19 protein-coding genes and 1 pseudogene are annotated in these 23905 nt (G+C 46.5%); 17 read left to right on the plus strand and 3 right to left on the minus strand.

Annotated features, from left to right (window positions below; translation table 11 throughout):
- The first annotated feature begins 644 nt into the window (after nt 1-644).
- From C1H71_RS05605 to C1H71_RS21300, 12 genes and pseudogenes are all read left to right on the plus strand, one after another.
- The gene (locus C1H71_RS05605; RefSeq protein WP_130105693.1) at nt 645-1883 is read left to right on the plus strand and encodes a deoxyguanosinetriphosphate triphosphohydrolase family protein; all 1239 of its coding nucleotides are present in this window, start codon (nt 645-647) and stop codon (nt 1881-1883) included.
- A gap of 21 nt (nt 1884-1904) precedes the next feature.
- Nucleotides 1905-2591, plus strand: a complete 687-nt coding sequence (locus C1H71_RS05610) for a CTP synthase C-terminal region-related (seleno)protein (RefSeq protein ID WP_130105694.1) — start codon at nt 1905-1907, stop codon at nt 2589-2591.
- Nucleotides 2592-2671: 80 nt separating this feature from the next.
- Entirely contained in the window at nt 2672-4354 is a 1683-nt protein-coding gene (locus C1H71_RS05615; RefSeq protein WP_130105695.1) for a ShlB/FhaC/HecB family hemolysin secretion/activation protein, read from the plus strand.
- Nucleotides 4355-4794: 440 nt separating this feature from the next.
- Nucleotides 4795-6123: a filamentous hemagglutinin N-terminal domain-containing protein gene (locus tag C1H71_RS05620; RefSeq protein WP_130105696.1), complete on the plus strand. Its 1329-nt coding sequence runs from the start codon at nt 4795-4797 to the stop codon at nt 6121-6123.
- A gap of 35 nt (nt 6124-6158) precedes the next feature.
- Entirely contained in the window at nt 6159-9668 is a 3510-nt protein-coding gene (locus C1H71_RS05625; RefSeq protein ID WP_130105697.1) for a hemagglutinin repeat-containing protein, read from the plus strand.
- Between the two features lie 307 nt (nt 9669-9975).
- A complete protein-coding gene (locus tag C1H71_RS05630; protein ID WP_130105698.1) occupies nt 9976-10557 on the plus strand; it encodes a hypothetical protein in 582 nt (193 codons plus the stop codon).
- 288 nt (nt 10558-10845) lie between these two features.
- The gene (locus C1H71_RS05635; RefSeq protein WP_130105699.1) at nt 10846-11436 is read left to right on the plus strand and encodes a hypothetical protein; all 591 of its coding nucleotides are present in this window, start codon (nt 10846-10848) and stop codon (nt 11434-11436) included.
- A 35-nt stretch (nt 11437-11471) separates the two neighbouring features.
- Nucleotides 11472-12224 (plus strand): hypothetical protein, encoded by a 753-nt coding sequence (locus C1H71_RS05640; protein WP_130105700.1) that lies wholly within the window; start codon nt 11472-11474, stop codon nt 12222-12224.
- Between the two features lie 191 nt (nt 12225-12415).
- Nucleotides 12416-12967, plus strand: coding sequence for an NADPH-dependent FMN reductase (locus C1H71_RS05645; protein ID WP_130105701.1), 552 nt, complete (start codon nt 12416-12418; stop codon nt 12965-12967).
- Nucleotides 12968-13568: 601 nt separating this feature from the next.
- Nucleotides 13569-13760: pseudogene (locus C1H71_RS21295) on the plus strand (transposase); the annotation flags it as partial.
- Nucleotides 13761-14168: 408 nt separating this feature from the next.
- Nucleotides 14169-14936, plus strand: coding sequence for an alpha/beta fold hydrolase (locus C1H71_RS05655; RefSeq protein WP_262488399.1), 768 nt, complete (start codon nt 14169-14171; stop codon nt 14934-14936).
- Nucleotides 14937-14961: 25 nt separating this feature from the next.
- Nucleotides 14962-15222 (plus strand): IS110 family transposase, encoded by a 261-nt coding sequence (locus tag C1H71_RS21300; RefSeq protein WP_262488441.1) that lies wholly within the window; start codon nt 14962-14964, stop codon nt 15220-15222.
- Nucleotides 15223-15883: 661 nt separating this feature from the next.
- Here C1H71_RS21300 and C1H71_RS05665 read toward each other — a convergent pair.
- Nucleotides 15884-16663: a DODA-type extradiol aromatic ring-opening family dioxygenase gene (locus C1H71_RS05665; RefSeq protein ID WP_130105702.1), complete on the minus strand. Its 780-nt coding sequence runs from the start codon at nt 16661-16663 to the stop codon at nt 15884-15886.
- Nucleotides 16664-16834: 171 nt separating this feature from the next.
- The gene (locus tag C1H71_RS05670) at nt 16835-17242 is read right to left on the minus strand and encodes a DoxX family protein (protein ID WP_130105703.1); all 408 of its coding nucleotides are present in this window, start codon (nt 17240-17242) and stop codon (nt 16835-16837) included.
- Nucleotides 17243-17864: 622 nt separating this feature from the next.
- On the opposite strand from C1H71_RS05670, the gene C1H71_RS05675 reads away from it, so the two are divergent.
- The 5 genes from C1H71_RS05675 to C1H71_RS05695 all read left to right on the plus strand — a co-directional run bounded on the left by C1H71_RS05675 (nt 17865) and on the right by C1H71_RS05695 (nt 22218).
- A complete protein-coding gene (locus tag C1H71_RS05675; protein ID WP_130105704.1) occupies nt 17865-18779 on the plus strand; it encodes a LysR family transcriptional regulator in 915 nt (304 codons plus the stop codon).
- Nucleotides 18780-18848: 69 nt separating this feature from the next.
- Nucleotides 18849-19367: a hypothetical protein gene (locus C1H71_RS05680; RefSeq protein WP_130105705.1), complete on the plus strand. Its 519-nt coding sequence runs from the start codon at nt 18849-18851 to the stop codon at nt 19365-19367.
- A gap of 228 nt (nt 19368-19595) precedes the next feature.
- Entirely contained in the window at nt 19596-20063 is a 468-nt protein-coding gene (eco, locus tag C1H71_RS05685) for a serine protease inhibitor ecotin (protein ID WP_130105706.1), read from the plus strand.
- A gap of 467 nt (nt 20064-20530) precedes the next feature.
- Nucleotides 20531-21076 carry a DUF1993 family protein gene (locus C1H71_RS05690; protein WP_130105707.1) on the plus strand — a complete coding sequence of 182 codons (546 nt, stop codon included), beginning with the start codon at nt 20531-20533 and terminating at the stop codon, nt 21074-21076.
- A gap of 377 nt (nt 21077-21453) precedes the next feature.
- Nucleotides 21454-22218 carry an alpha/beta fold hydrolase gene (locus C1H71_RS05695; RefSeq protein ID WP_130105708.1) on the plus strand — a complete coding sequence of 255 codons (765 nt, stop codon included), beginning with the start codon at nt 21454-21456 and terminating at the stop codon, nt 22216-22218.
- A gap of 398 nt (nt 22219-22616) precedes the next feature.
- Here the strand turns inward: C1H71_RS05695 and C1H71_RS05700 are convergent, their stop codons facing one another.
- Nucleotides 22617-23768: an anthrax toxin-like adenylyl cyclase domain-containing protein gene (locus C1H71_RS05700; RefSeq protein WP_188053602.1), complete on the minus strand. Its 1152-nt coding sequence runs from the start codon at nt 23766-23768 to the stop codon at nt 22617-22619.
- Nucleotides 23769-23905 lie beyond the last annotated feature (137 nt).

The following is a 23905-nucleotide window of genomic DNA, read 5'->3' on the forward strand; positions in this document are numbered from 1 at the left end:
TAAATTCAATCAGCAAAAGCCACTTTATACTTGCACCTGTGATCCAATCAAAGACACAGGCAGGCAGAGATAAGGGTACACAGACGGTAAATGAATCAGCTAAGCTGAGTGTGCTTTAAGGCGGGAGAAGGATTGTGTAATCTCAAGATATTGAAAAGCAGAACTGATATTACGCAGTAAAACCCACACCTTGAAACACGGAGATCGCAGAGAACACGGAGAAAAACAAGGCTTTGACTTAAGCTGTTTTTGATTAGGATTTAAGTATTTTCAAACCTTAGAAATCCGGGTTCATATAGCAGCTAATGGCAAGGGGCTTAAATCCCCCTTGAAGCACGCCGAAGCGAGGAACAAGCGGGCGGGGTTTCTTTGATGCCTGTCTGAGCAAAGCGAGTTCCGCAGCCGCCGACTCGATTGTCCGCAACTGCGAGGCTTTCGTGTTTTTGAGGTTGTGGCTTGGCTTCGTTTCTTGGCCACACAAGAAAGGAAGGTCCGGTGGGACGCCCGCACCAAAATCAACGTGCCGTAGGCACTAAAAAGATCTTTTTTTACCTTTTATTAGCACAGACACACTGTCACCAGCCCTACAAATTCAAACATCCCAGCTGATATCCAGCCTGAGATTGCAGCACTTAAGGATCACCATGTACTCAGCCCAAACCATAGAATTTGCGCAACACAAAGAGAATGAAGCCGAAAAATTAGCCTACCGCTTCCACGCCGAAAAAAGCATGGGCGGCAGAGACCGTGATAACTATATGCGCGATTACGCCCGCGTTTTATACAGCTCATCGTTCAGACGCTTGCAAGGCAAGATGCAGCTACTTAGCGTAAACAACACCAAATTTAGCCGTAATCGCCTGACGCATAGCTTAGAAGTAGCGCAAATTGCCCGCAGCATTGCTATGGATTTAGGCTTAAAGCACCCTGCGGTGACTGAAACCTGCGCGTTGATTCATGATATTGGTAACCCACCATTTGGCCATCATGGTGAGCGTATTTTGCATTCACTCTCGAAAAATGTGGGCGGCTACGAAGGCAATGCGCAGGCATTTAGAATTGTGCACAATTTAGAAACCAAAAGTATTCATTACTCCGGCCTAAATTTAACCCTGCGTACTATCTGGGGCACGATTAAATATTTTCATACTTCAGCAGAAAACCCGAATAAATTTTTATACGATGATAATTACCACTTTTTAAAAGAGCAGCTAGATAAGCACAGCATTCTTGATAAAAAAAGCATTGACGCGCAAATCATGGATATTGCCGATGAGATTGCCTATGCTGCGCACGATTTAGAAGACGCAATTAATGCCGACATGGTAGATATGGGTGAGCTTTTATACGCATTTAGAATGAGTGAAAAATACAATGATGCTTATGATACTTTTAAAGAAATTATTGATGCCTGCCAAAAAGAAGCCGGCGACGCTTATTTAATGCGCACCTCAGAAGAATACTCTTATATTTTTATTAAAGAGCTTACTTCTACGATTATCCATACCCTTTGCCAAGACATTGCCGTGGTGAATAATAATGGAGTTGAAGAAATTGGCTACCGCCAACACGCTAAGCTAGCGGCGGGATTAAAGAATGTTTTATCTAAAATGATTCTTAAAAAGAAAAGCATTCTGCAGTACGAAAAACGCGGCGAAAACATTATTCGTGGGCTGTTTCAAGTTTATTCGGATGAGCAATACAACCCAGGGCTGCAACTCTTCCCGGCCGAGCTGCGTTACCGTGTAGGCAAAGAAAACACCACTCGCCTGATTACTGATTATATTTCCGGCACGATGGATGCCTTTGCCACGCAAGAATATATTAAGTATTTTGGCGAGTCTGAATACAATAAATTATATAAAAATCATATTGCGCCTTAAATAAACAACGCAAGGATTTATATGCAGCTAAAAATTGGATTGATTGGTGATTTTAATCCTGAAGTCGCCGCACATCAGGCGATTCCAGTGGCGCTGGAGCTGGCAGCCCAAGCGCTAGATATTGAAATTAAATCCGTATGGCTACCTACTGCCGATATCACCCACACAGCACAACTCCAGCAATTTGCTGGGCTTTGGTGCGTGCCTGGCAGCCCTTATCAGAATATGGAAAGTGCCCTGCTAGCGATTCGCTATGCTCGCGAGCAACACATTCCATTTTTAGGCACTTGCGGCGGTTTTCAACATGCGGTGATTGAATACGCCAGAAACGCACTTGGCTGGGCAGATGCCGATCATGCAGAAACCGCGCCTAATGCTAAGCGAACAGTGATTGCCCCTCTGGAATGCAGCTTGGTAGAAGTCAACGCCAACGTGTGTTTTATTGCCGGATCAAAGCTTGCTCAAGCTTATCAAGGCTTGCCATCGACTGAGGGCTACCGCTGCCGCTATGGGCTCAACCCTGAGTTTCAAGCGGCGCTTACCGCTGGGCCACTACGCGCCACGGCCATTGATGAGGCCGGGGATATTCGCGGTATTGAGCTGGATAATCATCCATTTTTTGTCGCCACGCTATTTCAGCCAGAGCGCAAAGCACTTACAGGCCTATGCCCGCCGCTTGTGAAGGCTTTTCTTACCGTCTGCAAATAAACACTATAAAGTACAGACAGTGGCGTACAACTTGCCTAATTTAAAAAAGCCAACGAATCTATTTGCGAAGATAAACCTCATTGACTAAAACTCAGCGCACTCTGTTATCCACCTTTCTAAGTGCCCTTAGCTTGGCTAGCGCAGCTGCGAATATCAAACCTGATCTGCCCGTCATGCAGCAATCGATGGAAGATCAATCACGCCGCATGATGCAAGAAAACGCGGATAGATTTCGTAGCATTGTGGACGACCACCGCATGCGTCAGCTTAAAAATGACGATAGCGCCCTGCCAAGCAAGCCCGCCTCCAGCATACAAGAGTTTGATTGCCTTGCAATCAAAGGGCTAAAGCTGGCGGGAATAACGCTACTGAGCTATTCAGAGGTGAATGCGCTGGGCTTGCCCAATGCCGAATGCCTAAGCAATCAGGATATCAATGACTTTATTCAGGCACTCACCACGCTTTATGTGCAAAAAGGCTATATTGCCGTGCGTATTTTGGCCTCTGGCCCAGATGCTGATAAGGTATTAACGCTCAGGGCGGTTGAAGGCCATGTTGAGGCGATCCAAAACGCAGATCGCCGCCTAAACACGGGTACTTTGTTTCCTAACGTGATTGGGCAGCCGCTCAATATTAAGGATATTGATCAAGGGCTTGATCAGGCGAATCGCTTGCAATCCAACCAAGCCACTGTCGATATTTTGCCAGGCACGGCTCAGGGTGGCTCTATCCTTATGCTACGCAATCCTGAATCCCCACCTTGGCATGGTGGATTATCGCTTAACGATTCTGGGCAAGAATCAACCGGTGTATGGATTGCAGGTATAAATGCTGCTTGGGATAGCCCATTTGCAGCATCAGATTTTATTAGCTTATCTACCCAAAGCACCACAGATAATCCCAATACTCGCTATAGCCGTAGCAACTCTTTGTTTTATTCCCTGCCCTATGGCTACTGGACACTGAGCGCCTTTGCCAGTGAATCTCGCTATTTAAACACTCAGCAGCTGGAAAAAAACAGCGTGCAGCTATCGGGCGAATCCAGCCAAAGCGGTGTAAGGCTTGATCGGATTATCACCCGCAGCCAGCACGCCACCAGCACAGCCAGCGTGCAGCTCAGCCATAAGCGCTCGGATAATTATTTTCTAGATGGCTGGCTAGAGATCAGCAGCCCCAAGCTCACCGTGATGGAACTTGGTTTTAACCAGATGCTGATTAGCGATAGTGGCATTTGGGTACTGGATGCATCGCTAGAAAAAGGCCTTACTTGGTTTGGTGCAGATCACGATAGACCCATAGCAGATTGGCCTACGCCAGAATTCACCAAGGCCAAGTTAGGCATTAAGCTGTACCACAATTTTGTGATTGCAGAGCAAGCCCTCAGCCTGCAAAGCAGCTGGAGCTGGCAAGGCAGCCGTGATCGCCTGCCCGCTATCGAACAAATAGAGCTCGCCAGCCAATCGGCAGTACATGGTTTTAAGCATAATTCTTTATCTGGCGATACCGGCTGGTATTGGCGCAATACACTATCTGCCCGCCTGCCCATATTGGGCGCTTATTTAAGCCCAAGAATCGGCATCGATGCTGGGCGTGTTTTGCAAGCCAATATAGGCTATCAAAGCTTGGCTGGAATGACTTTAGGCTTAGGCTTAAATATGCAAGATTTTAATATCGATTTGGAATACAACCACGCATTACATATGCCAGATAGATTTACGAATGAAGAAGCTCAGATTATTTCCCGCTTAAGCTGGCAGTTTTAAAGCAGGATTTCAGCTAACTACAGCCCATCATTTACCCTATATAACTGCTTAGCAATTAAAGCACTGCTAAAAAAATTTCTCATAAATTTTGGATTGGCCCGTGTTTCTGCCGATGTGTGCATGGGCTTCAGCTCTGTAGCAGAGCCTAAATTTAGATAAATTTAGTTGGGCATTCCACCAAATGATAATCAGTAATATTCACAAATTCTGACGGCAAGAAGCAGAGGACTGCTTCAACCCGCTGTTTATAAAGAATAATCTGTCTCAATCAGCCAATATCTTTGCTATTTTCATAAAAAAATGCCTCGTAGTGTGAACACCCTATTATGCAATGCATATAGAGATGCATTAGCCTTTACTAGTGGCAGCTTAAAACTGTTTTTGTGATAAACCGATGTGGTTATTGGCGCTCTGCTCAACAAACTCAAGAGGCACAAATAATGAACTTTAATCTATCAATCAGCGGCAAAATCTCTGCCGCACTCATTATGGCCTTTGTGCTCACAGAACATGTATCTGCTGCCGGAATTGTGGCTGGAGGCGATGCAGCTAAACAGGCACAAATCAGCACAGCAAATAATGGCGCTGCCGTAGTTAATATTGTTGCGCCTAGCGCAGCCGGTTTATCGCATAACCAATTTAAAGACTTTAATGTTGGCACGGCTGGTGCTGTTTTAAATAACTCCACTATTGCGGGCCAATCACAATTGGCGGGGCAGCTCAATGCCAATAGCCAACTTGGCAATCAGGCCGCTAAAGTCATTTTAAATGAAGTGGTGAGCCGCAATCCTTCCTTGCTATTAGGCAAGCAAGAAATCTTTGGGATGGCTGCTGATTATGTATTAGCCAACCCCAATGGCATTACTTGCAATGGCTGCGGCTTTATCAATACCCCGCGCGCTTCATTATTGGTGGGTAATGCCAATGTGCAAGACGGCCAGATTCAATCATTAGAAGCAGCTAAAAATAATAATTTATTGCAGGTACAAACTGGCGGCGCACGCGGCGAAAAAGTATTAGATTTAATCGCGCCACGTATTGATGTGCGTGGCAATATGCAAGCAGAAAAAGCCATCAATGCAGTCGCTGGCTTTAATAGCGTGGTTTTCGATCATTCAGTGGATAGCATCAGCGGCAAAATGCTCAGCACCAGCACCGCTCCTACAGTAAGTGGCTCTTTAGATAGCTATTACCTTGGCGCCATTCAAGCGGGCCGGATTAATCTAATCAGCACAGCAGCGGGTGCTGGCGTTAATATCACCGGCCAAGTTCAGGGGCAGGAAGCGCTCAATATTGAAAGCGCGGGCAAGCTAGCGCTTAATGCGGCGCAGCTCAAAGGCCAAGCTATTGCCCTACAAGCCAAAGATATAGAAAGCAGCGGCAAGATCAGTACTCAAAACACGCAAGACCAAAGCCATAATGAAAGCTGGTTTATCTGGAAAACCGGCGAAACCGATAAAAAATCCTCCAGCAGCAAAAGCAGTATTGAACGCAGCAGCATTCAAGGCGATGAGATCAATATCAAGGCCAGCAATACAGCAACGCTTGCCGCGACTGATATCGATAGTAAAAATCTAAATCTCAGCGCAGCCAAGATTAATTTGGATGGCCAATTGCTTAGCAATAGCGAAAGCAGCAGTAATAATGCTTGGAAAAACTCTTGGGCATATAACAAGGCTGAATCCAGCAGCACAGAGCAGCAAATTGGCACGCGGATTAAATCCAGTAACGATATTCAAATCAGCGCTACGGGGGAGACCTCAATCTAAAAGGCAGCAGTATTCAAGCCGGCAATCAATTAGAGATGGCTGCCAGCGGCAATATTGCGCTAGCGGGTTTGGTAGAGCGTGATAGCAAATCGGATAAGGGTAACCGCAAAAATGATGGTGCCAGCTTGCAAACTGGTTCTTGGGATAGCAGCAGCAGCAGCGAGCGCTTGGTGAGCACGGCATTGCAAAGCGGTAAATCGCTAATCATCAATGCTGCAGGTAATATTGATGCGGCGGGTGCGCAAATTCAGGCAGGCGCAGATAGCCAGATTGCAGCCAAAGGCACGCTGAATATCGCTACACAGGCCATTGCCAACAGCAGCCAGACTCAAAACCAGCAACAATACTGGGGAGGGATTGGCGGCGGGGGTGAAAAAAACAATGGCATAGATCAAAGCATTCATGTGCGCTCCAATATTAATAGCGCAGGCAGATTAAGCCTAATTGGCGCGCAAGGCATCCGCGTAAATGGCAGCACGGTAAAAGCCAGCCAAGGCGCTTATGCTCAAGCCACCGCAGGCGGCATCATCATTGATAGCGCACGTGATTTAAACAAAACCAGCATCGATCAGCGCAATGGCACGGTGTTTAATATCACCAGCAGCTCTAATCAAACCAAAAGCAGCGTTGAAACCAATCAGGCATCTACTTTGCAATCCGATGCAGATTTAAACATCGTTTCTGCCCAAGATATCGCCGTGATTGGTAGCAATATCAAGGCCAAGGATCAGCTCAGCCTTGCGGCCAAAGGCAATGTTGATATCAGCAGTGCCGCCAACAAGGAAAGTAGCAAGGGCACGGAAACCAAGCTGGAAGTGAATGGCTACGCCAAAGAACAAAGCGATAAACAATACCGCGCTGGCGTGCGCATTGAGCACACCGAAACCAAAACCGATATCGAAAAAACCAGCAACACGGGTTCAGTGGTCAGTGGCGGCAGCATCAGCGTAAATGCTGGCAACGATGTGGCCATTAAAGGCTCTACCGTTGAAACCACAAAAGGCAATGCAGATATCAGCGGTAAGAATGTAGCCATTACCGCCTCACAAGATACAGAGAAATCCAGCACCAACAACACCGTAACCGGCGCAGGCTTTTACTACACCGGCGGTATTGATAAAGCGGGCAGCGGCTATGAAGTAGGCCAAAGTAACCAGCAAACCAATAGCAATAAATCCACCGCCAACACTTCATCGGTCAAAACAGCGGGCGATTTAAATATCAATGCCGGCAAGATCAGTAACGAAGGCACACAGCTGGCAGCGGGTGGCAGTGTTGCGCTTAAAGCCGACAGCATTGATAACAAAGCCGCCACCAATACCAGCCATACCGATACCAAGAGCAGTAATTGGAGTGTGGATATTGGTGCCAATGTGGATTACAGCAAAATCACACGCCCGGTTGAAAAAGCCGTCAGCGGCGTGATCAAGGGCAAAGTAAGCGAGGTCAGCGCACTGGGCGGCATTGGCGCGCCCAATGTAGGGATCGATGTGCAAGTTAAAGCGGGCAATGGCCAAGGCATTAGCGACAGCAGCAAGGCGATTGTCAGCCAGATCAGCGGCAAAGATATCAACATCAATACCAAGGGCGCACTAAGCGATCAAGCCACGCAATACAAGGCAGATGGTGCCGTCAATATCCAAGCGGGCAGCCATGATTTAAGCGCTGCAGCCAATACGCAATCGTCCACTCAAAACACCGTGCAGGGCCAAGCTGATGCGCGGGTTTATACCGAAACCGGCGAGGATGTGAACGTAAATGCCAGCGGCAAGGGCGGTAATCAAACCACCGCCTCCAGCCAATCAGATGCCATCACCGGCAGTATTAATGCTAAGCAAGGCATCAATATAAATGTGCAAGATCATGCCAGCTATGAGGGCAGCCAGATCAATGCAGGTGAAGGTAAAACCATCATCCATGCCGGTGGCGATGTGCGCTTTGATCAGGCTAATAATAGCCAGAACGCCAGCAGCAACAGCGTGGGAGGCAATGCCAAGCTTAATGTGAATGTCAGCAGCTCAGCCAGCGGCGGCGCGGGTGTGGGCGGGCAAGTCAACAGTAGCGAAAGTAAATCCAGCACGGCGGTTGTTGGCAGCCTAGATGGTAAGGGCGGCGTAGAGATTAAATCGGGTAAAGATTTAACTCTGCAAGGCACACAGATTGGCAAGCAAACTGCTGCAGGCGATGTCACGCTACAAGCCGCCGGTAAAGTCGACTTTCAAGCGGGCAGCAATAGCAGCAGCAAGACTGGGTCTTCTGTAGGTGGCAATATCAGCGGTGGCGGTGGCTCTAGTGAAAGCAGCGAAAAATCATCCAGTAATGTTAACTTTGCTGCCGATTTTAATATCGGCAAGGTGAATGAATCTGCCCATAGCCAGACTGCAGGCAGCATTAACAGTACGGGCAATGTAGTGATCAGCGCAGGTGCGGCGGCTAAAGATGCGGTGAGCCTAACAGGCACGCAAGTCAAAGCAGAAAACGTAGCGCTGGATGCAGCCAATGGTGGCATTAACATTCAATCTGCCCAATCTGGCAAAGAAGTTAATAACTGGAATGTAGCCATTGGGGGCGGCGCAAAAGGAGGCCAATCCTTTAATAAAGACAGCAATGGCAAGGTGGATGAGGGCAAAGACACCTACGGCTTTAACGCTAAAGTGGCTGTGGGCGTGGATAAGCAAGATATCTTGCAACACCAGAATGCCAATATTGAAGCGGGCAAGGTTAGCCTCAATAGCGGTAAAGATGTGAGTATTCAGGGCGGCAATATCAAGGCTGATGCGGTGAGCGGCAAAGTAGGCGGTGATTTAATCGTTAGTAGCCAGCAAGATCGCGATCACAGCACCAAGGTAGATATCAGCCTTGGCCTAAATACTGAAAAATATCAGGGCAAAAAAGGCCTAGTTGCCGATAAATTAGGTGGGCTGGGCGATACCGTAAAAGGAAAAGCCACCGACGCGGTGAATAAGGCCGCGGATAAAGTAGCAGACACATACGAAAGCTTCGCCTTTAACCAAGGCCTAAAAACCGATACTACCCAAGGTGTTAGCTTTTCGGCCAAAGACGGCGGCAACGTCACCCTGCCAGAGCAACTGACCAGCGGCCCATCAGAGGGGGGCAAAGTAGATGGCCTAGCGCGTAAAGCAGGTAATGGGATTAAAGATGCTTTACTTGGCCATGATAAAGAAGGCTCATCGATCACCCCATCGCTTGATTTAGCCGTTAAACATAGCGCCAGTGATTTTGTAAAAACCGAATCAGGCATCAGTGGCAAGCAAGGCATAACGCTGGATGTAGCCGGTAAATCAGTATTAACAGGCGCTAAAGTTGCATCAAGCGCGGGCAAAGTGGATATCGGCCAAGTTGAAGCACATCAGCTTAACGGCCAAGAGTATTCGGTATCTGTAGGCATCAATGCATCAACCTCACCTGCTGCGGTGATCTCTAATGCCATAGATAAAATCGGCTCAAGCACCACACCCCTGCTGCAAGTAGGCGTAACAAACAAGGCACAGACTATTGATGGCGGGGTGATTTCGGCTCAATAAACCTTATTTTCTACCTGTGTGTATCTTACGCAACAAGTAAATTAAACAACTTATATGCAGTATGAATAAATCCAACGATGATCGCTTTATGGGCAAGCCGCTTTAAGGAAGCCGCTTAGCCCAGCCGATCAAGGAATAAACAAGGTAAAGGTGGTGCCAATTTATGCTTAAGACTCAAATTGGTGCTACCTTGTTTATCCGCAAAAGCACGCGAAGCACCTCACAAGGGCGCTAAAAACCGTTGCTTTGATTGACTCTTAAAACTGAGCACTTACCGAGTATATCGCCATGAAATGGCCTTATCTGATTGCTGCAGTGCCCCTTATTAGACAAATACGAAAGCTTCGCCTTTAACCAAGGCCTAAAAACCGATACTACCCAAGGCGTTAGCTTTTCGGCCAAAGACGGCGGCAACGTCACCCTGCCAGAGCAACTGACCAGCGGCCCATCAGAGGGGGGCAAAGTAGATGGCATAGCGCGTAAAGCAGGTAATGGGATTAAAGATGCTTTACTTGGCCATGATAAAGAAGACTCTTCGATCACCCCATCGCTTGATTTAGCCGTTAAACATAGCGCCAGTGATTTTGTAAAAACCGAATCAGGCATCAGTGGCAAGCAAGGCATAACGCTGAATGTAGCCGGTAAATCAATATTAACAGGCGCTAAAGTTGCATCAAGCGCGGGCAAAGTGGATATCGGCCAAATTGAAGCGCATCAGCTTAACGGCCAAGAGTATTCGGTATCTGTAGGCATCAATGCATCAACCTCACCTGCTGCGGTGATCTCTAATGCCATAGATAAAATCGGCTCAGGCACCGCACCCGTGCTGCAAGTGGGCGTAACAAACAAGGCACAGACTATTGATGGCGGGGTGATTTCGGCTCAATAAACCTTATTTTCTACCTGCGTGTATCTTACGCAACAAGTAAATTAAACAACTTATATGCAGTATGAATAAATCCAACGATGATCGCTTTATGGGCAAGCCGCTTTAAGGAAGCCACTTAGCCCAGCCGATCAAGGAATAAACAAGGCAAAGGTAGTGCCAATTTATGCTTAAGACCCAAATTGGTGCTACCTTGTTTATCCGCAAAAGCACGCGAAGCACCTCACAAGGGCGCTAAAAACCGTTGCTTTGATTGACTCTTAAAACTGAGCACTTACCGAGTATATCGCCATGAAATGGCCTTATCTGATTGCTGCAGTGCCCCTTATTTTTCTTGGCGTTTATTCCCAATGGCCCACAGAAGCACAATCTGCCCCCACAGCAGTAGCGGCTAGCAGCCCCCCTTCCAGCCCCCCCTCTCCCCTCTCTACTAGTAATCCTTGGTTAAGCGTTGCCTCAGCCATAGGTGCAGCCAATACACAAAGCGATCGCGATCAGAATCATGATGGCGTGCCCGATGATGTAAATGCCTATATCGACCATACCTACGCCGCATCCAAAACCGGTCAGCTCGCCTTTACCCAGCTAGCCCAAGGCTGGGGCGAAGCCATTAACGACATCTCTACACCCGAACAAGCCAAGCAAGCTGGCGAAAAGATTGCACGTGGCATTGCCTGTCTGATGAGCGATGACGTGATGCAAAAAACCGGTAAAACAGCGCAGGTCATGTACGATGAGCTGCTCAAAACCCGCGCCGAAATGTTGGCCACACCCAAGCGCACCGAAGCCTATTTGCGCTTTCAGACGCTGGCATCCGGCCAATTTTTTGCGGACCCCGGCAATCAACCCTGCAATTTTAAATCTACCGAACTAAGCAGCTAACACCACGATTTACCCACCCTTAACAGGAATTAATCATGTTGAAACGCCTTGCCCTGCTTACCTCTCTAATGGCTGGCCCAGCCTTTGCTGCGCCTGCTGCTGTGATTTTTATCAATGGCGTGCAAAGCACCTTTGATGATTCTGTTGCCAGCATGCTGGTGCTTAAAGGCAATTTAAAAGCCAAAAAGCTAGATAAAAATTTCGTCTACGGCAATGCCTATAACACCAGCAACGGCTTTTTTAGTGATCTGTGGCAAGTGTTTCAGCAAAAAAACAATGAAACGCAAGACGCCAAAAATTTTTGGCGCATGCTCGATGGAGGCACGGCGCAGGCAGGCTGGATGAGCCAAGCCATTTACGATAAGTATTTAAATGCCTTTAGCAACAGCTCAATGCCAGAGCTACCCGAGCATTTAAAAATATACCGCCAATATTTAGCAGAAGGCCGCAAGCTCGTTTTGGTGGCGCATTCACAAGGCAATCTTTACGCCAATGCCGAACAAAATATGCTGATCTCCGGCCCCAAGAATATGCAGGGCAAAGTGAGCAGCGTGGGAACCGCCAGCCCAGCGCAATACCTGATGCCAGGCTCCAGCTATATCACCTCATCGTGGGATCAGGTCATTAACGGGCTGCGCCTAATTAAAACAACACTACCGCCCAATATCAGCATCGGCTTTCACCCCACGCAAGACATAACGGGCCATTCTTTTGTAAAAATTTATATGAATACTGAATACCCTGCTGCCGAGCAAGTACTCAGTAAAGTAAGCCAGCAAGCGGTTTAATGCAGGCAAACAGGCTGGGGATCAGCTTCCCAGCCCTGTAAAGATTCATCTACCTGCATGAGAAATCCTAAATTCATTTAAGCCGAAGTAAGCTTGCGTAATTGATCTCTGCGGCGTATCACTAGCTGTGCAAGCAGCGGCATTGATGACTTGGTGCATCACATCATCCACTTTTACCAAGGAGCATTAAGATGACAATCAAAGCAATTGGAATTTCTGGCAGCCTGCGTAAAGCATCAACCAATAGCGGCCTGCTACGCTGCGCCAAAGCAAATTTACCTGCCGGTATGGAATTAGAAATCGTCGATATCTCGGCGATTCCTTTTTATAACGGCGATATCGCAGCTGGCGATCGCCCTGCCGTATTGCTGGAGCTATTGGCCAAAATTGCCGCCGCCGATGCGCTGGTATTAGCTTGCCCAGAATACAATTACTCCCTCGCCCCAGCGCTTAAAAATGTGATCGACTGGGCATCGCGCGAAGCTGATAACAAGGTGCTAAACGGCAAGCCAGTCGCCATTTTAGGCGCGGCAGGCGGCATGGGCTCTTCCCGCTCGCAATACCATTTGCGCCAAGTCTGCGTATTTGTAAACCTGCTGCCACTGGCAAAACCCGAAGTCTTCGCCAACGCCTTTGCCGGTGGCTTTGATGCCAATGGCAACGTGACGGATGAAGCCATCAGCAAAAACGTAGCGGCCCAAATGGCAGCGCTGCAAGCGTGGGCTAAGCAGTTACAGAAGTAATACGCAGCCCACCCTTTTTTTAGTACCTCCGGCACGTTGATTTAGGTGCGAGCGTCCCGCGAATTATATGATTTTTGTGTGGCCAAGAAACGAAGCCAAGAACACGAAGGCCCCTCTGCGGCCCTATCGAGGCGGCGGCGGGGGATTGGCTCGCTCCCAAGCGATCCCCCGCCCCGCTTGTTCGGAGCTTGCATGTTTCAAGGGGAGATTTAAGCCCCCTGCTACTAGCTGCGATACGAATCCAAATAGCTGAGTTTTAAAATACTTAAAACCTTGTATCTTGTTCCCTGTAGTAGTTAGCTACTACCACACGAGGCGAAGTGAGTTTAAGCCCAATCTTAAGGCATTGACCTTCTTTTGTAGATCAAACCCTTCGCCTCTCTTCTTTCGCCAAATCAGACACTGGACGGTAGCCAAGGGCTTTGACCCTGTATGCACAAGGCAAGTGAGCCAATTAGGCTTTTTTACAGAAAGAATTCTCATATTTTATCTCGGTATGGATGTAATGAGTATCAGCTTTAAATTTATATTACTGAGGCCGGCAGATAATGTTTTTTGGGGCTTATGTTAGGGTCTGTTGATTGATTTACTGCTTACAGTCGAGCATGAGTTAGCGAGCCGTCGTGCAAAAGTTGAGCATGTATTTCGTAATTAAAAGATTGGCTTTGGCTATGCCAAAGCACGCTATCGTGGATTAATCAAAAACGCGAGTCGATTTAAATTGCTGGCTGCGATTTCTAATGTTCTTCGCGCAAACCGTTACAAGTGCCGCAAGAAGCTTATTGCGCCTTGAATATGAGGACAAGGGAGAAACTGCATCAAACTTAGTAAAACCACATGTTTTATCGATGAAAAATTGAGTTTTTATTAAAAATTTTCAAAATTCAAAGAAATAGTTTTTTGCTGCTTACATGTGTAGAGGTTCCTTAACGGCTTTGACCGCACGCTGGCACATCACTTGTAAAAGTGGCGTAATCAATACTGCGCCCATCTGAGTTTCGTTTGCATTTCATTTGATAATGAAATCAAACAATGACACTACTTTCTAAATTTTTAGTATTGATAGATGTGAAATTTTCCTTTCAAAAAAAAACAACAACTTGACTCACTTTGTAAGAAGTCGTATATTTCCATATTCTAATAATTTAGAAAAAATTTAGAAATTTAGTGGATTTTTACACTCTTATTAAAGGATTCTGCCATGCAATTTAAAAGAAAAGGAAATGGGACTCCCATCGTTTTTCTTCCAGGATTATTTGCTGGAGGCTGGATTTGGGATGCAGTTGCGAGTAGCTGCTTAGAAGAAGGATTTAGTACCATAACTTTTGATGATGCTATTCCTGTTATCTTTGGGAATCATTTTAGACAAGCGATAAAAGTTTTGGATATGGTTTTGGAGGAATGTGAAGAGAAGCCATTTTTAATAGGAAATTCCCTAGGAGCTTTGATTTCCTTGCACTATGCTTTGCAAAATCCAACACGTATTCAAGGTTTAGTTATGAGTGGGGCTCCGGGCCTTGTTGAACTGGAAGCGGGAGTGCAACTAAGCCAGTTACACACTGGAGAAATCCAGTATGCTCATGCCTTAGTCAGTAATGTCATCTATGATAAAAGCAAAATACCACAGAGAGGAATTGAAGAAGTTGCTCGTTTATTTGGAGATCGTGGAGTGTTTAACAACATAGCGCGCTGGCTTTCCTTGAGCCGTAAATACGATATTCCAGAGGCTTTGCAACAATTGAAAGCTTTGCCTATCCATTTTATATGGGGTGAACATGATAATATTACTCCAGCACAGCCATGGGTGGATCTTGCGGGACAATTTGAAAATATTCAGGCTTCTGTTATTTTAGAATGTGGGCATAGCCCAATGGTTGAATTGCCACAGTCTTTTTTAGAGCACTTACTGCCTACATTGCATCGATGTCGCCAAAGCCAAACTAGACTGCTATTGACTGAACCAGCTTGACCCACTCAAAGGCAAAGCTAAAGTTATTGCCAATACCAGCAAAGGTCTCGCCGATTTGCTGGCTTGGCTGACTAAAAATCACATTCTTCTCGAGCAGTTGCAGGTCACGATGGAAGCTACTGGGGTGTATCACGAATTGGCCGCTACTCTGCTGCATGATGCTGGCGTGTGTCTCTCGATTGCCAATCCTTCACAGGTAAAACATTTTGGCCAAAGCATCGCTATTCGCACCCAAACCGATGGCGTTGATGGCAAACGTGCTAGCACGTTACTGCGCCATGATTAAACCTGCCGCGTAGCTGCCACCGCCACCTGAAGCCCACATTCTGAAAGGGCTTCAGGCTCGGCGCGAAGCAATTCTGCAGGATTTGCTGCGCGAACAAAATCGCCAGGAAAAAGCATAATCTACTGTTACTCCAGAGCTGATTCATCAATCAATTACCGACAGCCTTGCCTTTCTAAACACTCCGCTCAAAAAACTGCAAAGACAAATCGACGATCATATCGGCCACCATCCGGGATTAAAAAACGACCTGAATTTACTGCAAACCATTCCAGCAATCGGCCCACAAAGTGGCACGCAATTATTGGCGGTAATGCATACGCATCAGTTCAATACGGCCAAATAATTATCGGCGTATTTGGGCTTGGTGCCAGTAGAGCGACAATCGGGTTCGTCATACTTGGGCGCGCCAAACTATCTAAAGCTGGCCCCGCCCGCGTACGCGCAGTGCTCTACATGGCTGACATCGTCGCCACCAAGCACAAACCCCACGTCAACGCCTTATTTGAGCGTTTACTTGCCCGAGGCAAGAGCAAAATGTCAGCGCTCGGTGCTTGCATACGCAAATTGGTGCACCTGTGCTTTGGCGTGCTAAAAACGCAAAAAAAAGTACCAAGCAGAATATCAAAACGCTTGACTAGCAAGACAGTATCTACAAAGCAACTTACTGCCAGCGATACACATCCATCGCCAACACGCCGCCGGTAATACCACGATGGCTGCGCTCTACATTCCCGCCTTGAGCAGCGCCCAGCACCACAAAAATCGGTAGCAGATGCTCATCTGTTGGATGTGCTCGGTTGGCCTCCGGTGCTTGACGGCGGTAATCGAGCAAGGCGTTAATATCGTTAGCCAACAGCTTTTCATTCATCCAAGCCTGAAAAGCAGGCACATAGGCGGGTACGCGTGGATCTCCTTCCGTGATATCCCCCATTACCTCATATAGATTATGGGTCAGGCTGCCCGAGCCAATAATCATCACCCCTTCCTGCTGTAAACCCGCCAAAGCCTGCCCTAGCCGGTAATGATGCTCTGGGCCTTGCCTTGGCTGAATAGACAGCTGCACCACCGGCACATCGGCATCTGGATACATCACCCGCAGCGGCACCCAAGCGCCATGATCCAGCCCTCGGCTGGGGTGAACCGCCACCGGCAAACCTGCGGACTCTAATACAGCGGCTACTTTTTTTGCCAACCACGGCGCACCGGGCGCTGGGTATTGCAAATCAAACAGCGCCGCAGGAAAGCCGCCAAAATCATGAATCGTCTCAGGCTGGCTGGCCGCACCCACCGCAGGCTGCAAAGAGCCCCAATGCGCCGACACCATCAAAATAGCCTTAGGCTTCGGCAAATCCGCCACCAACGCCTGCCAAGCAAGCCCCGTTTTCCCAGCATCCAAAGCCAGCATGGGAGAGCCGTGAGAGATATAAAAGCTGGGAAACATGGTGAAGTCCTTGGTGTTTGAGTATTTTAAAAGTCTGAAGTTTATAGGGTGTACAACGACGAAGTTGGGGCGCAGAGGGCGGTGCGCAAGAAAAACGATTTGCGCACCCTATAAAAATCAACCCCAACCCTGTGAAGCTGACAGGATTGGGGGCATCCGCCATACGATCATTTAATCCGCAAAACGAGGTGAGCGTTTCAGAGCAAATGCGCCGTCTCCCATTAATACTTGCACCAAGGCTGCAGCAATCAAAAACACCGGATATTCCCAGCCACCATTCGCATTACCAAACGACCAACCATTAGCCAAATGAACCGTGCTTGCACCAATCAACACCGGCAACAAGGCCGCTGCCACTAAACGTGGGTAAAGCCCGATCAGCAAGAACAAGCCACCAAACACCTCAGCCCCCGCTACCGGATAAGCCATCCAGCCAGGAAAGCCTACCGAGGAAAAAAACTGCGCCGTGCCTGGCAAAGTAAATACAAATACTTTGGTGAAACCGTGCGCCAAAAACATAATGGCAAGAGCCGTGCGAAGAACAAGGGCTGCGTAGGGGGCGGTTTTGTGATCAATCATTTTGAATCTCCAGTGGTTTGCGCCATGTGTTTGGCATCGATGGGGTGCAGTATGACGATTGCCACTTGAGGGATAAATACAGATATCCTCAAATAATTATCCCTGAATATGGGATAATAACTTAAAGATGACGTTACGTAGGGCGAGTGACACCCGCCGTTTTCTAGCATCTCATTATCAGATTGAGCTGGTTGAATACCGTAGATCAAAAGACCTTTTTAGTGCCTTCGGCACATTTATTTTGGAGCGGTTAGCCACCGCGGGGCCTTCCTTTCTTGCTTCGCCAAGAAACGAAGCCAAAGAAGGCGACCCCACGAAGCACGCAGGCCCCTCATCTGCGGACAATCGAGCGGCGGCTGCGGAACTCGCTTCGCTCAAACAGTCCTCACCGAAACCCCGCCCGCTTGTTCCTCGCTTCGGCGTGCTTCAAGGGGAGATTTAAGCCCCGTGCTACTAGTAGTGATGAAAGTTCAGATTTTCAAGCTTGCAACTGCGTACACCCCAAAGACGGGGCTTAATTTATCGCTTGGTTTTCTCCGTGAAACTCCGTGTCCTCTGTGCCCTCCGTGGTTCAAGATTTGGGTTTTGCTCTTTATCAAACAATCTGAGGGATCAGCCGATTATGGACAAACTCACCGCCATGCAAGTATTCACCCGGGTGGTTGACGCGGGTAGTTTTGTAAAGGCTGCCGATCAGTTGGATATCTCCACCAGCGCGGTGTCGCGTTTGGTGGCCGAGCTGGAAGCACATCTCAATACCCGACTCTTGCAGCGCAGCACCCGCAAACTCAGCCTCACCGAAGCAGGCCGCCTTTACCATGAGCGGTGTTTGCAGATTTTGGGTGATGTGGCAGAGGCCGAATCGGAGCTAGGGCAGGAAGGCCAGCGCCCCTTTGGCTTGCTGCGGATTAATGTGCCGGTGTCTTTTGGCCAGCTGCATCTATCCCCGCTGATTGCCGCTTACCAAAAAGCTTATCCCGATGTGATCGTAGAAATCGAGCTGATCGACCGCAGTGTCGACTTAGTAGAAGAAGGCTTTGATCTGGCGCTGCGCATCTCCGACCAGATCACCGACACCCTAGTGGCGCGGCGGTTGTCTACAATACGCATCGTAGCTGCAGCGGCCCCAAGCTATCTGGCCCAGCACGGTAGGCCGCTCACTCCCGCCGATTTAGCCAACCATAACTGCCTGATTTACACCAATGGTAGCCGCCGTGGTGAGTGGGATTTTAGCGGGGTGGATGGCAATATCACGATTAAAGTAGCTGGGCATTTTCGCGCCAATAATGGCGATCTACTGCGCCGCGCAGCCCTTGCAGGGGAAGGCATTATTTGCGAGCCGAGCTTTTTAATTGGTGAGGACTTAGCCAGTGGCGCGCTGGAAATCCTACTGCCCGATTACACCATACCCCAACTTGCCCTCTACGCCGTCTACCCCAGCCGCCGCCACCTCTCCGCCAAAATCCGCAGCTTTATCGACTTTATAGCCGCACAAATGAGCGAGCCACCCGTGTGGGATGGCTGGATGAAAAAATAAACCATTACATATACGAAGAGATTCCCACTGTATATTGCCCACATTAATGCTTAACTCGGACAACGCCCCATGAAATCCATCTTCCTGATCAGCGCCCTCTGCTCGCTTTTAGTGGCTTGCGGTGGAGGGGACGTCACCGTCAATAGCGACGGCATCAATATTGTTGCCATCGATACCGTGCCCACCATTAATAGCCTGCGAGTGCTTGCCGGGGAAAAAGACGCCAGTGGCATCACCCCGATTAATGATGGTTTCTTTAGCGTGGATTGGGATGCCAAATCCACCGATATCGCCACTTTAAACCTTCACCTCAGCAAAGACTCACTGGTCAGCGGCAATGATACCGATTTGTTTTTTACGCTAAACCCAGAAAAAAACGCCAGAGCAACCCTAAAATGGGAGGCAGACAAAGACAACATCTCGCTCTCTGGCGTACCCACCTCGGTTAACTTATTCTTAAGCAATAATCCAGAAGCAAAAGGCTATATCATCGCCAAAGCCTGCGGTTTTAAAGTGGATACTGCAGGCGGATCACGCAAGGAATGCGTGCAGAAAGAAGTGGCGATTAAACTAAATAAGAAAATTTAATATTTATTAACTTTAAATTATATTGCATTAATATCATTAAATTCAATTAATACAATAAATATAAAAACAAATAATTATTTTTTACAGCATAGCAACAATGTGATAAACATCATTAACTTTATGTAAATAGTTGCTACTCTTTAAAGTAGATCATCAATATGATGCCTTATCAATAAGGTACCGCCCTTGCAATAAATATTGCATTAGTTAACTCCAAAGGAAGATTAAATGAAAATTAAACTAGCCATCCTGACCGCCATCACCTGTGCCAGCACCTTTGCCGCAAGCCCAGACCCAATGAAAGCCTTTCCTGCCCCAGAAGCAGGCTTTGTGCGCAAAGTGATTCAGCTGCCTAAAGTTAAAAACCCTGAGCTTTATCGGGTACAGTTATTACCAGGCAAAATGATGGAAGTGGATTGCAATACCCGTCGTTTGGGCGGTCAGCTAAAGAAAGAAACTGCTCAGGGCTGGGGATATAATTATTGGGTACTACCGCAGATTGAGCCGAGCATGAGCACCATGATGGCATGCCCACCGAATGCGCCGAAAAAACAAGCTTTTGTGAGCGTCTATTCAGAAGAGCTGCACCGCTATAACGATAAATTACCTATGGTGGTTTATTTACCCGAAGGCGTTGAATTACGCTACCGCGTTTGGTCTGCCAAAGATGAAACCCAAACCGCAGAAAATGGTTAATTAATCGATTTAAAAAGGCGGTGCTGGCTCAATTAAATATTAAGCTTGCGCCGCCTTTTTTAATTACCATCACTTATGACACTCCTATTACACAACTAAATATTCGCAGCCTGAGCACCCTCTACCTGCGCTTTAAGTCTTTGCAGGATAATAGGCAAGCCCTAGAAAGTAATAAGGACAGCTATTAAACTTTGAATTAGGTAAAATTTATAGTGGTTTTCAAAGCAAGTTAAATTGATTACTCTTGTCAAATGTAAGACTTGGCCCTATGGGCTTTTCTTTCTCAAGCCCCCTTGATTGGGCAATCCGTATGGCATAAATCTTGACGGTCTGAGTGGTTTTGAATTGGGGAGCCTTAGTCCACACATGCTGCATGCCTTACTCATAGCCAAGCCTTGCCCGCGTGGATGCTTTGTTGAGTAAGAGACATAATCAGGAAAATTCTGTTTGTTATAGGGGAAAACGCGATGAGTTTATACGATGTTTCGGTTGTAGTTTTTATTCATCATTTGGAGCGAGTAAATTTTATGCTCCAAAAAGTAGCAAAACATATAATAGAAGAAAAATTGGATGAAGAGGCTCTTTTAAAAACTAGTTTGAAAAAAGATATGTTCCCATTTGGAATGCAAGTTTTAATTGGAATGGATTTTTCTTTGAGGGCGATAAAACCTTTGCTGAATAAGAAAATCATTGTTGAAGATATGCCAATCAATACGCTTGAGCAGTTACAGTTAAGATTGCAAAATCGTATTGAAATTTTAAACGGCGTTTCTCAGCAAGACGTGGATGATTTAGAGAACTTGAAAATGGCAGATAAAGCGGGAGATGCCATTTTTGAAGCAAATGGTTCAGTATTTATTATGCAATATGCGATGCCTAATTTTTTTTTCCATCTGTGTATGGCGCACGCTATTTTGCGATGTGAGGGTTACCCTATTGGTAAAGGCGATTTTGATGGTATTCATCAATATCAGCGAGGCTTTAGTTTCTTTGAGGCGAATAATAATGATTGAGTTTTTTACAGCAGCAACCCCAAATGAATTTAAAGCCCTGTAGTGCGGGTTAGCCGAAAGCGTACCCCCCAATTCAAGCATGCTAGCGAAGTAATGGGGCCTGGTATTACTTTTTTATCTAATGAAATTTATAGTGGTTTTCAAAGCAAGTTAAATTGATTGCTCCTCATGTCAAATGTCAGACCTGACCCTATGGGCTTTTTTTGACAATGACACTACTTTCTAAATTGTTAGTGTTGATAGATGTGAATTTACCTTTCAAAAAAAAACAACAACTTGACTCGCAATGTAAGAAGACGTATATTTTCAGATTCTAATAATTTAGAAAAAATTCAGAAATTTAGTGGATTTTTACACTCTTATTAAAGGATTCTGCCATGCAATTTAAAAGAAAAGGAAATGGAACTCCCATCGTTTTTCTTCCAGGATTATTTGCTGGAGGCTGGGTTTGGGATGCAGTTGCAAGTAGGTGCTTAGAAGAAGGATTTAGTACCATAACTTTTGATGATCCTATTCCTGTTATCTTTGGGAATCATTTTAGACAAGCGACAAAACTTTTAGATATGGTTTTGGAGGAATGTGAGGAGAAGCCATTTTTAATAGGAAATTCCCTAGGAGCTTTGATTTCCTTGGACTATGCTTTGCAAAATCCAACACGTATTCAAGGTTTAGTTATGAGTGGGGCTCCCGGCCTTGTTGAACTGGAAACGGTGCCACTAAGGCAGTTACACACTGGAGAAATCCAGTATGCTCAGGCCTTTATCAATAAGGTCATCTATGATAAAAGCAAAATACCGCAGGGAGGAGCTGAAGAACTTGCTGGTTTATTTAGAGATCGTGGAGTGTTTAACAACATAGCGCGCTGGTATTCCTTGAGCCGTAAATACGATATTCCAGAGGCTTTGCAACAATTGAAAGCTTTGCCTATCCATTTGATATGGGGTGAACATGATGATATTACTCCTGCACAGCCATGGTTAGATCTTGCAGGACAATTTGAAAATATTCAGACTTCTGTTATTTTAGAATGTGGACATAGCCCAATGTTTGAATTGCCACAGTCTTTTTTAGAGCACTTATTACCCACATTGCATCGATGTCGCCAAAGCCAAACTCGACTGCTATTTACTGAACCAGCTTGACCCACTCAAAGGCAAAGCTAAAGTTGTTTCCAATACCAGCAAAGGTCTCGCCGATTTGCTGGCTTGGCTGACTAGAAATCACATTTCTGCCGAGCAGTTGCACGTCACGATGTGTGTGATAGGGGTCAGGTCTTACATTTTGCATCAAATAAAATTTATAGTAGTTTTCAAAGCAAGTTAAATTGATTACTCCTCATGTCAAATGTAAGACCTGACCCTATGGGCTTTTCCTCACCGCGCAGCGTAACGGACAGCATGACTTCGGCTGCGGATGCCTTGTATCTCTGCGACCACTCAACTGTCAGGCTATGCTCAATAAGGTTGCGCTGTTCATGGATGGATGAACAGCATGACCCATTACAACCCACATAGAGCTATCTAATTTGTGCAATAAAGCCTCACGACTTGCTAAACATAGACCGCGCACTCACAAAACTAGCTCGCCGAATACTATTTACCTCGGGTTCCCATAGCGGATTAAGTGGTACATGAAAACCTTCAGATTTAGCCAAATCAATGATTGCTGCCAACTCTTCTTTATTGCTGGCAAGGATCATAGTCTCTGCTATCCCATCCAATTTACGTGGCAAAAACAGTGTGACTGGATAATTAGAACGAGGATCGGCAGCTGGACTCGTTGCATCCATATTATGATGCACAACCTCTCTGCCCGGTAGGCACCCCATAGCCTCATTCAGCTGCGGGATCAGTTCACGCGTCCGCTGATTGATATTTCCTAAATCTTTATCTTCTTTTGCATAAAAAAGAGAGGAAGAATCTTTTTGCTTCTGTAACTCAAAGGGAAGTTTCTTGGTATAAATATTTGTTCTTTTAATAAAAACGCTCTGACTGACATCACTAATTGGCGGAATATCTTTGGATCCATATTCCGATAATGGTGGTGCAATGAGCATCAGGTCATAGTCGGCAGTTAACGGCAATTTACTTCGGGGATCGCAAAGTACCATGACGGGCTCACCATGGTGTGTAATCGCCAATCTATCGCGTCCATTATCAGAGTTGACACTAAACTTATATTCCTTACCGCTCGGGCCAGTGGCATAAAGAATATCACCCTGCCTTTGGAGCACACCTTCATTGATTAAATAGGTTAGACGTTCAACACTCATTTCTAGGGGGCCAGCCACCGCATCTCTATTTTTCAGACACTCTTGTACTTTTTGATTAGAAGGTTCAATTTTATTGCCCCCTTCCAATTTGCTTAACGATTGATCCACGGCAATAAACCCAGCCATAGGCCCCCACGTTGAACTTTTCCCTTTAATGTGAAAATTCTTGGTAGGATAATTTGCATCGATTAATTGAGTTGAAACAGCCTCTACTGGCCTGAAAGCAATAATACAACCACTCTCAGTGGCCACCTTCTGCAGACCCGGGCAATGTCGAGGAGCCAGACCTGAAAGCTTGATCACCTCCTCTTTATTACTTGTCAACGTACTCAATTTTGAATTAATACAGGATTCTTTATCTTTGACCTGAGCCGGTTGTTTTTGTGCTGAAAAGACCGGCCGCTGAGAAATGATTTCCATACATATACACTTTTTAGATAGTTTCCCCACTATATTTTTTAAAATATATCTAGTACATGAGAATATTCTTACCACCATATGGGCCAAGCCCCCCCTCTAAACGCCCCTTCCTTTTTTCGTCATGCTGAGGTTTTTAT

The sequence above is a fragment of the Iodobacter fluviatilis genome (genome assembly GCF_004194535.1).
In the GTDB taxonomy this organism is placed as follows: domain Bacteria; phylum Pseudomonadota; class Gammaproteobacteria; order Burkholderiales; family Chitinibacteraceae; genus Iodobacter; species Iodobacter fluviatilis_A.

What these genes read in the sequence shown, in the direction of transcription:
- C1H71_RS05670 (WP_130105703.1), bottom strand. Translation starts at nt 17,242, where the DNA reads ATGATTGATCACAAAACCGCCCCCTACGCAGCCCTTGTTCTTCGCACG.
- C1H71_RS05605 (WP_130105693.1), top strand. Translation starts at nt 645, where the DNA reads ATGTACTCAGCCCAAACCATAGAATTTGCGCAACACAAAGAGAATGAA.
- C1H71_RS05625 (WP_130105697.1), top strand. Translation starts at nt 6,159, where the DNA reads ATGGCTGCCAGCGGCAATATTGCGCTAGCGGGTTTGGTAGAGCGTGAT.
- C1H71_RS05610 (WP_130105694.1), top strand. Translation starts at nt 1,905, where the DNA reads ATGCAGCTAAAAATTGGATTGATTGGTGATTTTAATCCTGAAGTCGCC.
- C1H71_RS05640 (WP_130105700.1), top strand. Translation starts at nt 11,472, where the DNA reads ATGTTGAAACGCCTTGCCCTGCTTACCTCTCTAATGGCTGGCCCAGCC.
- C1H71_RS05675 (WP_130105704.1), top strand. Translation starts at nt 17,865, where the DNA reads ATGGACAAACTCACCGCCATGCAAGTATTCACCCGGGTGGTTGACGCG.
- C1H71_RS05665 (WP_130105702.1), bottom strand. Translation starts at nt 16,663, where the DNA reads ATGTTTCCCAGCTTTTATATCTCTCACGGCTCTCCCATGCTGGCTTTG.
- C1H71_RS05635 (WP_130105699.1), top strand. Translation starts at nt 10,846, where the DNA reads ATGAAATGGCCTTATCTGATTGCTGCAGTGCCCCTTATTTTTCTTGGC.
- C1H71_RS05655 (WP_262488399.1), top strand. Translation starts at nt 14,169, where the DNA reads ATGCAATTTAAAAGAAAAGGAAATGGGACTCCCATCGTTTTTCTTCCA.
- C1H71_RS05690 (WP_130105707.1), top strand. Translation starts at nt 20,531, where the DNA reads ATGAGTTTATACGATGTTTCGGTTGTAGTTTTTATTCATCATTTGGAG.
- C1H71_RS05695 (WP_130105708.1), top strand. Translation starts at nt 21,454, where the DNA reads ATGCAATTTAAAAGAAAAGGAAATGGAACTCCCATCGTTTTTCTTCCA.
- C1H71_RS05680 (WP_130105705.1), top strand. Translation starts at nt 18,849, where the DNA reads ATGAAATCCATCTTCCTGATCAGCGCCCTCTGCTCGCTTTTAGTGGCT.
- C1H71_RS05700 (WP_188053602.1), bottom strand. Translation starts at nt 23,768, where the DNA reads ATGGAAATCATTTCTCAGCGGCCGGTCTTTTCAGCACAAAAACAACCG.
- eco (WP_130105706.1), top strand. Translation starts at nt 19,596, where the DNA reads ATGAAAATTAAACTAGCCATCCTGACCGCCATCACCTGTGCCAGCACC.
- C1H71_RS05645 (WP_130105701.1), top strand. Translation starts at nt 12,416, where the DNA reads ATGACAATCAAAGCAATTGGAATTTCTGGCAGCCTGCGTAAAGCATCA.
- C1H71_RS05620 (WP_130105696.1), top strand. Translation starts at nt 4,795, where the DNA reads ATGAACTTTAATCTATCAATCAGCGGCAAAATCTCTGCCGCACTCATT.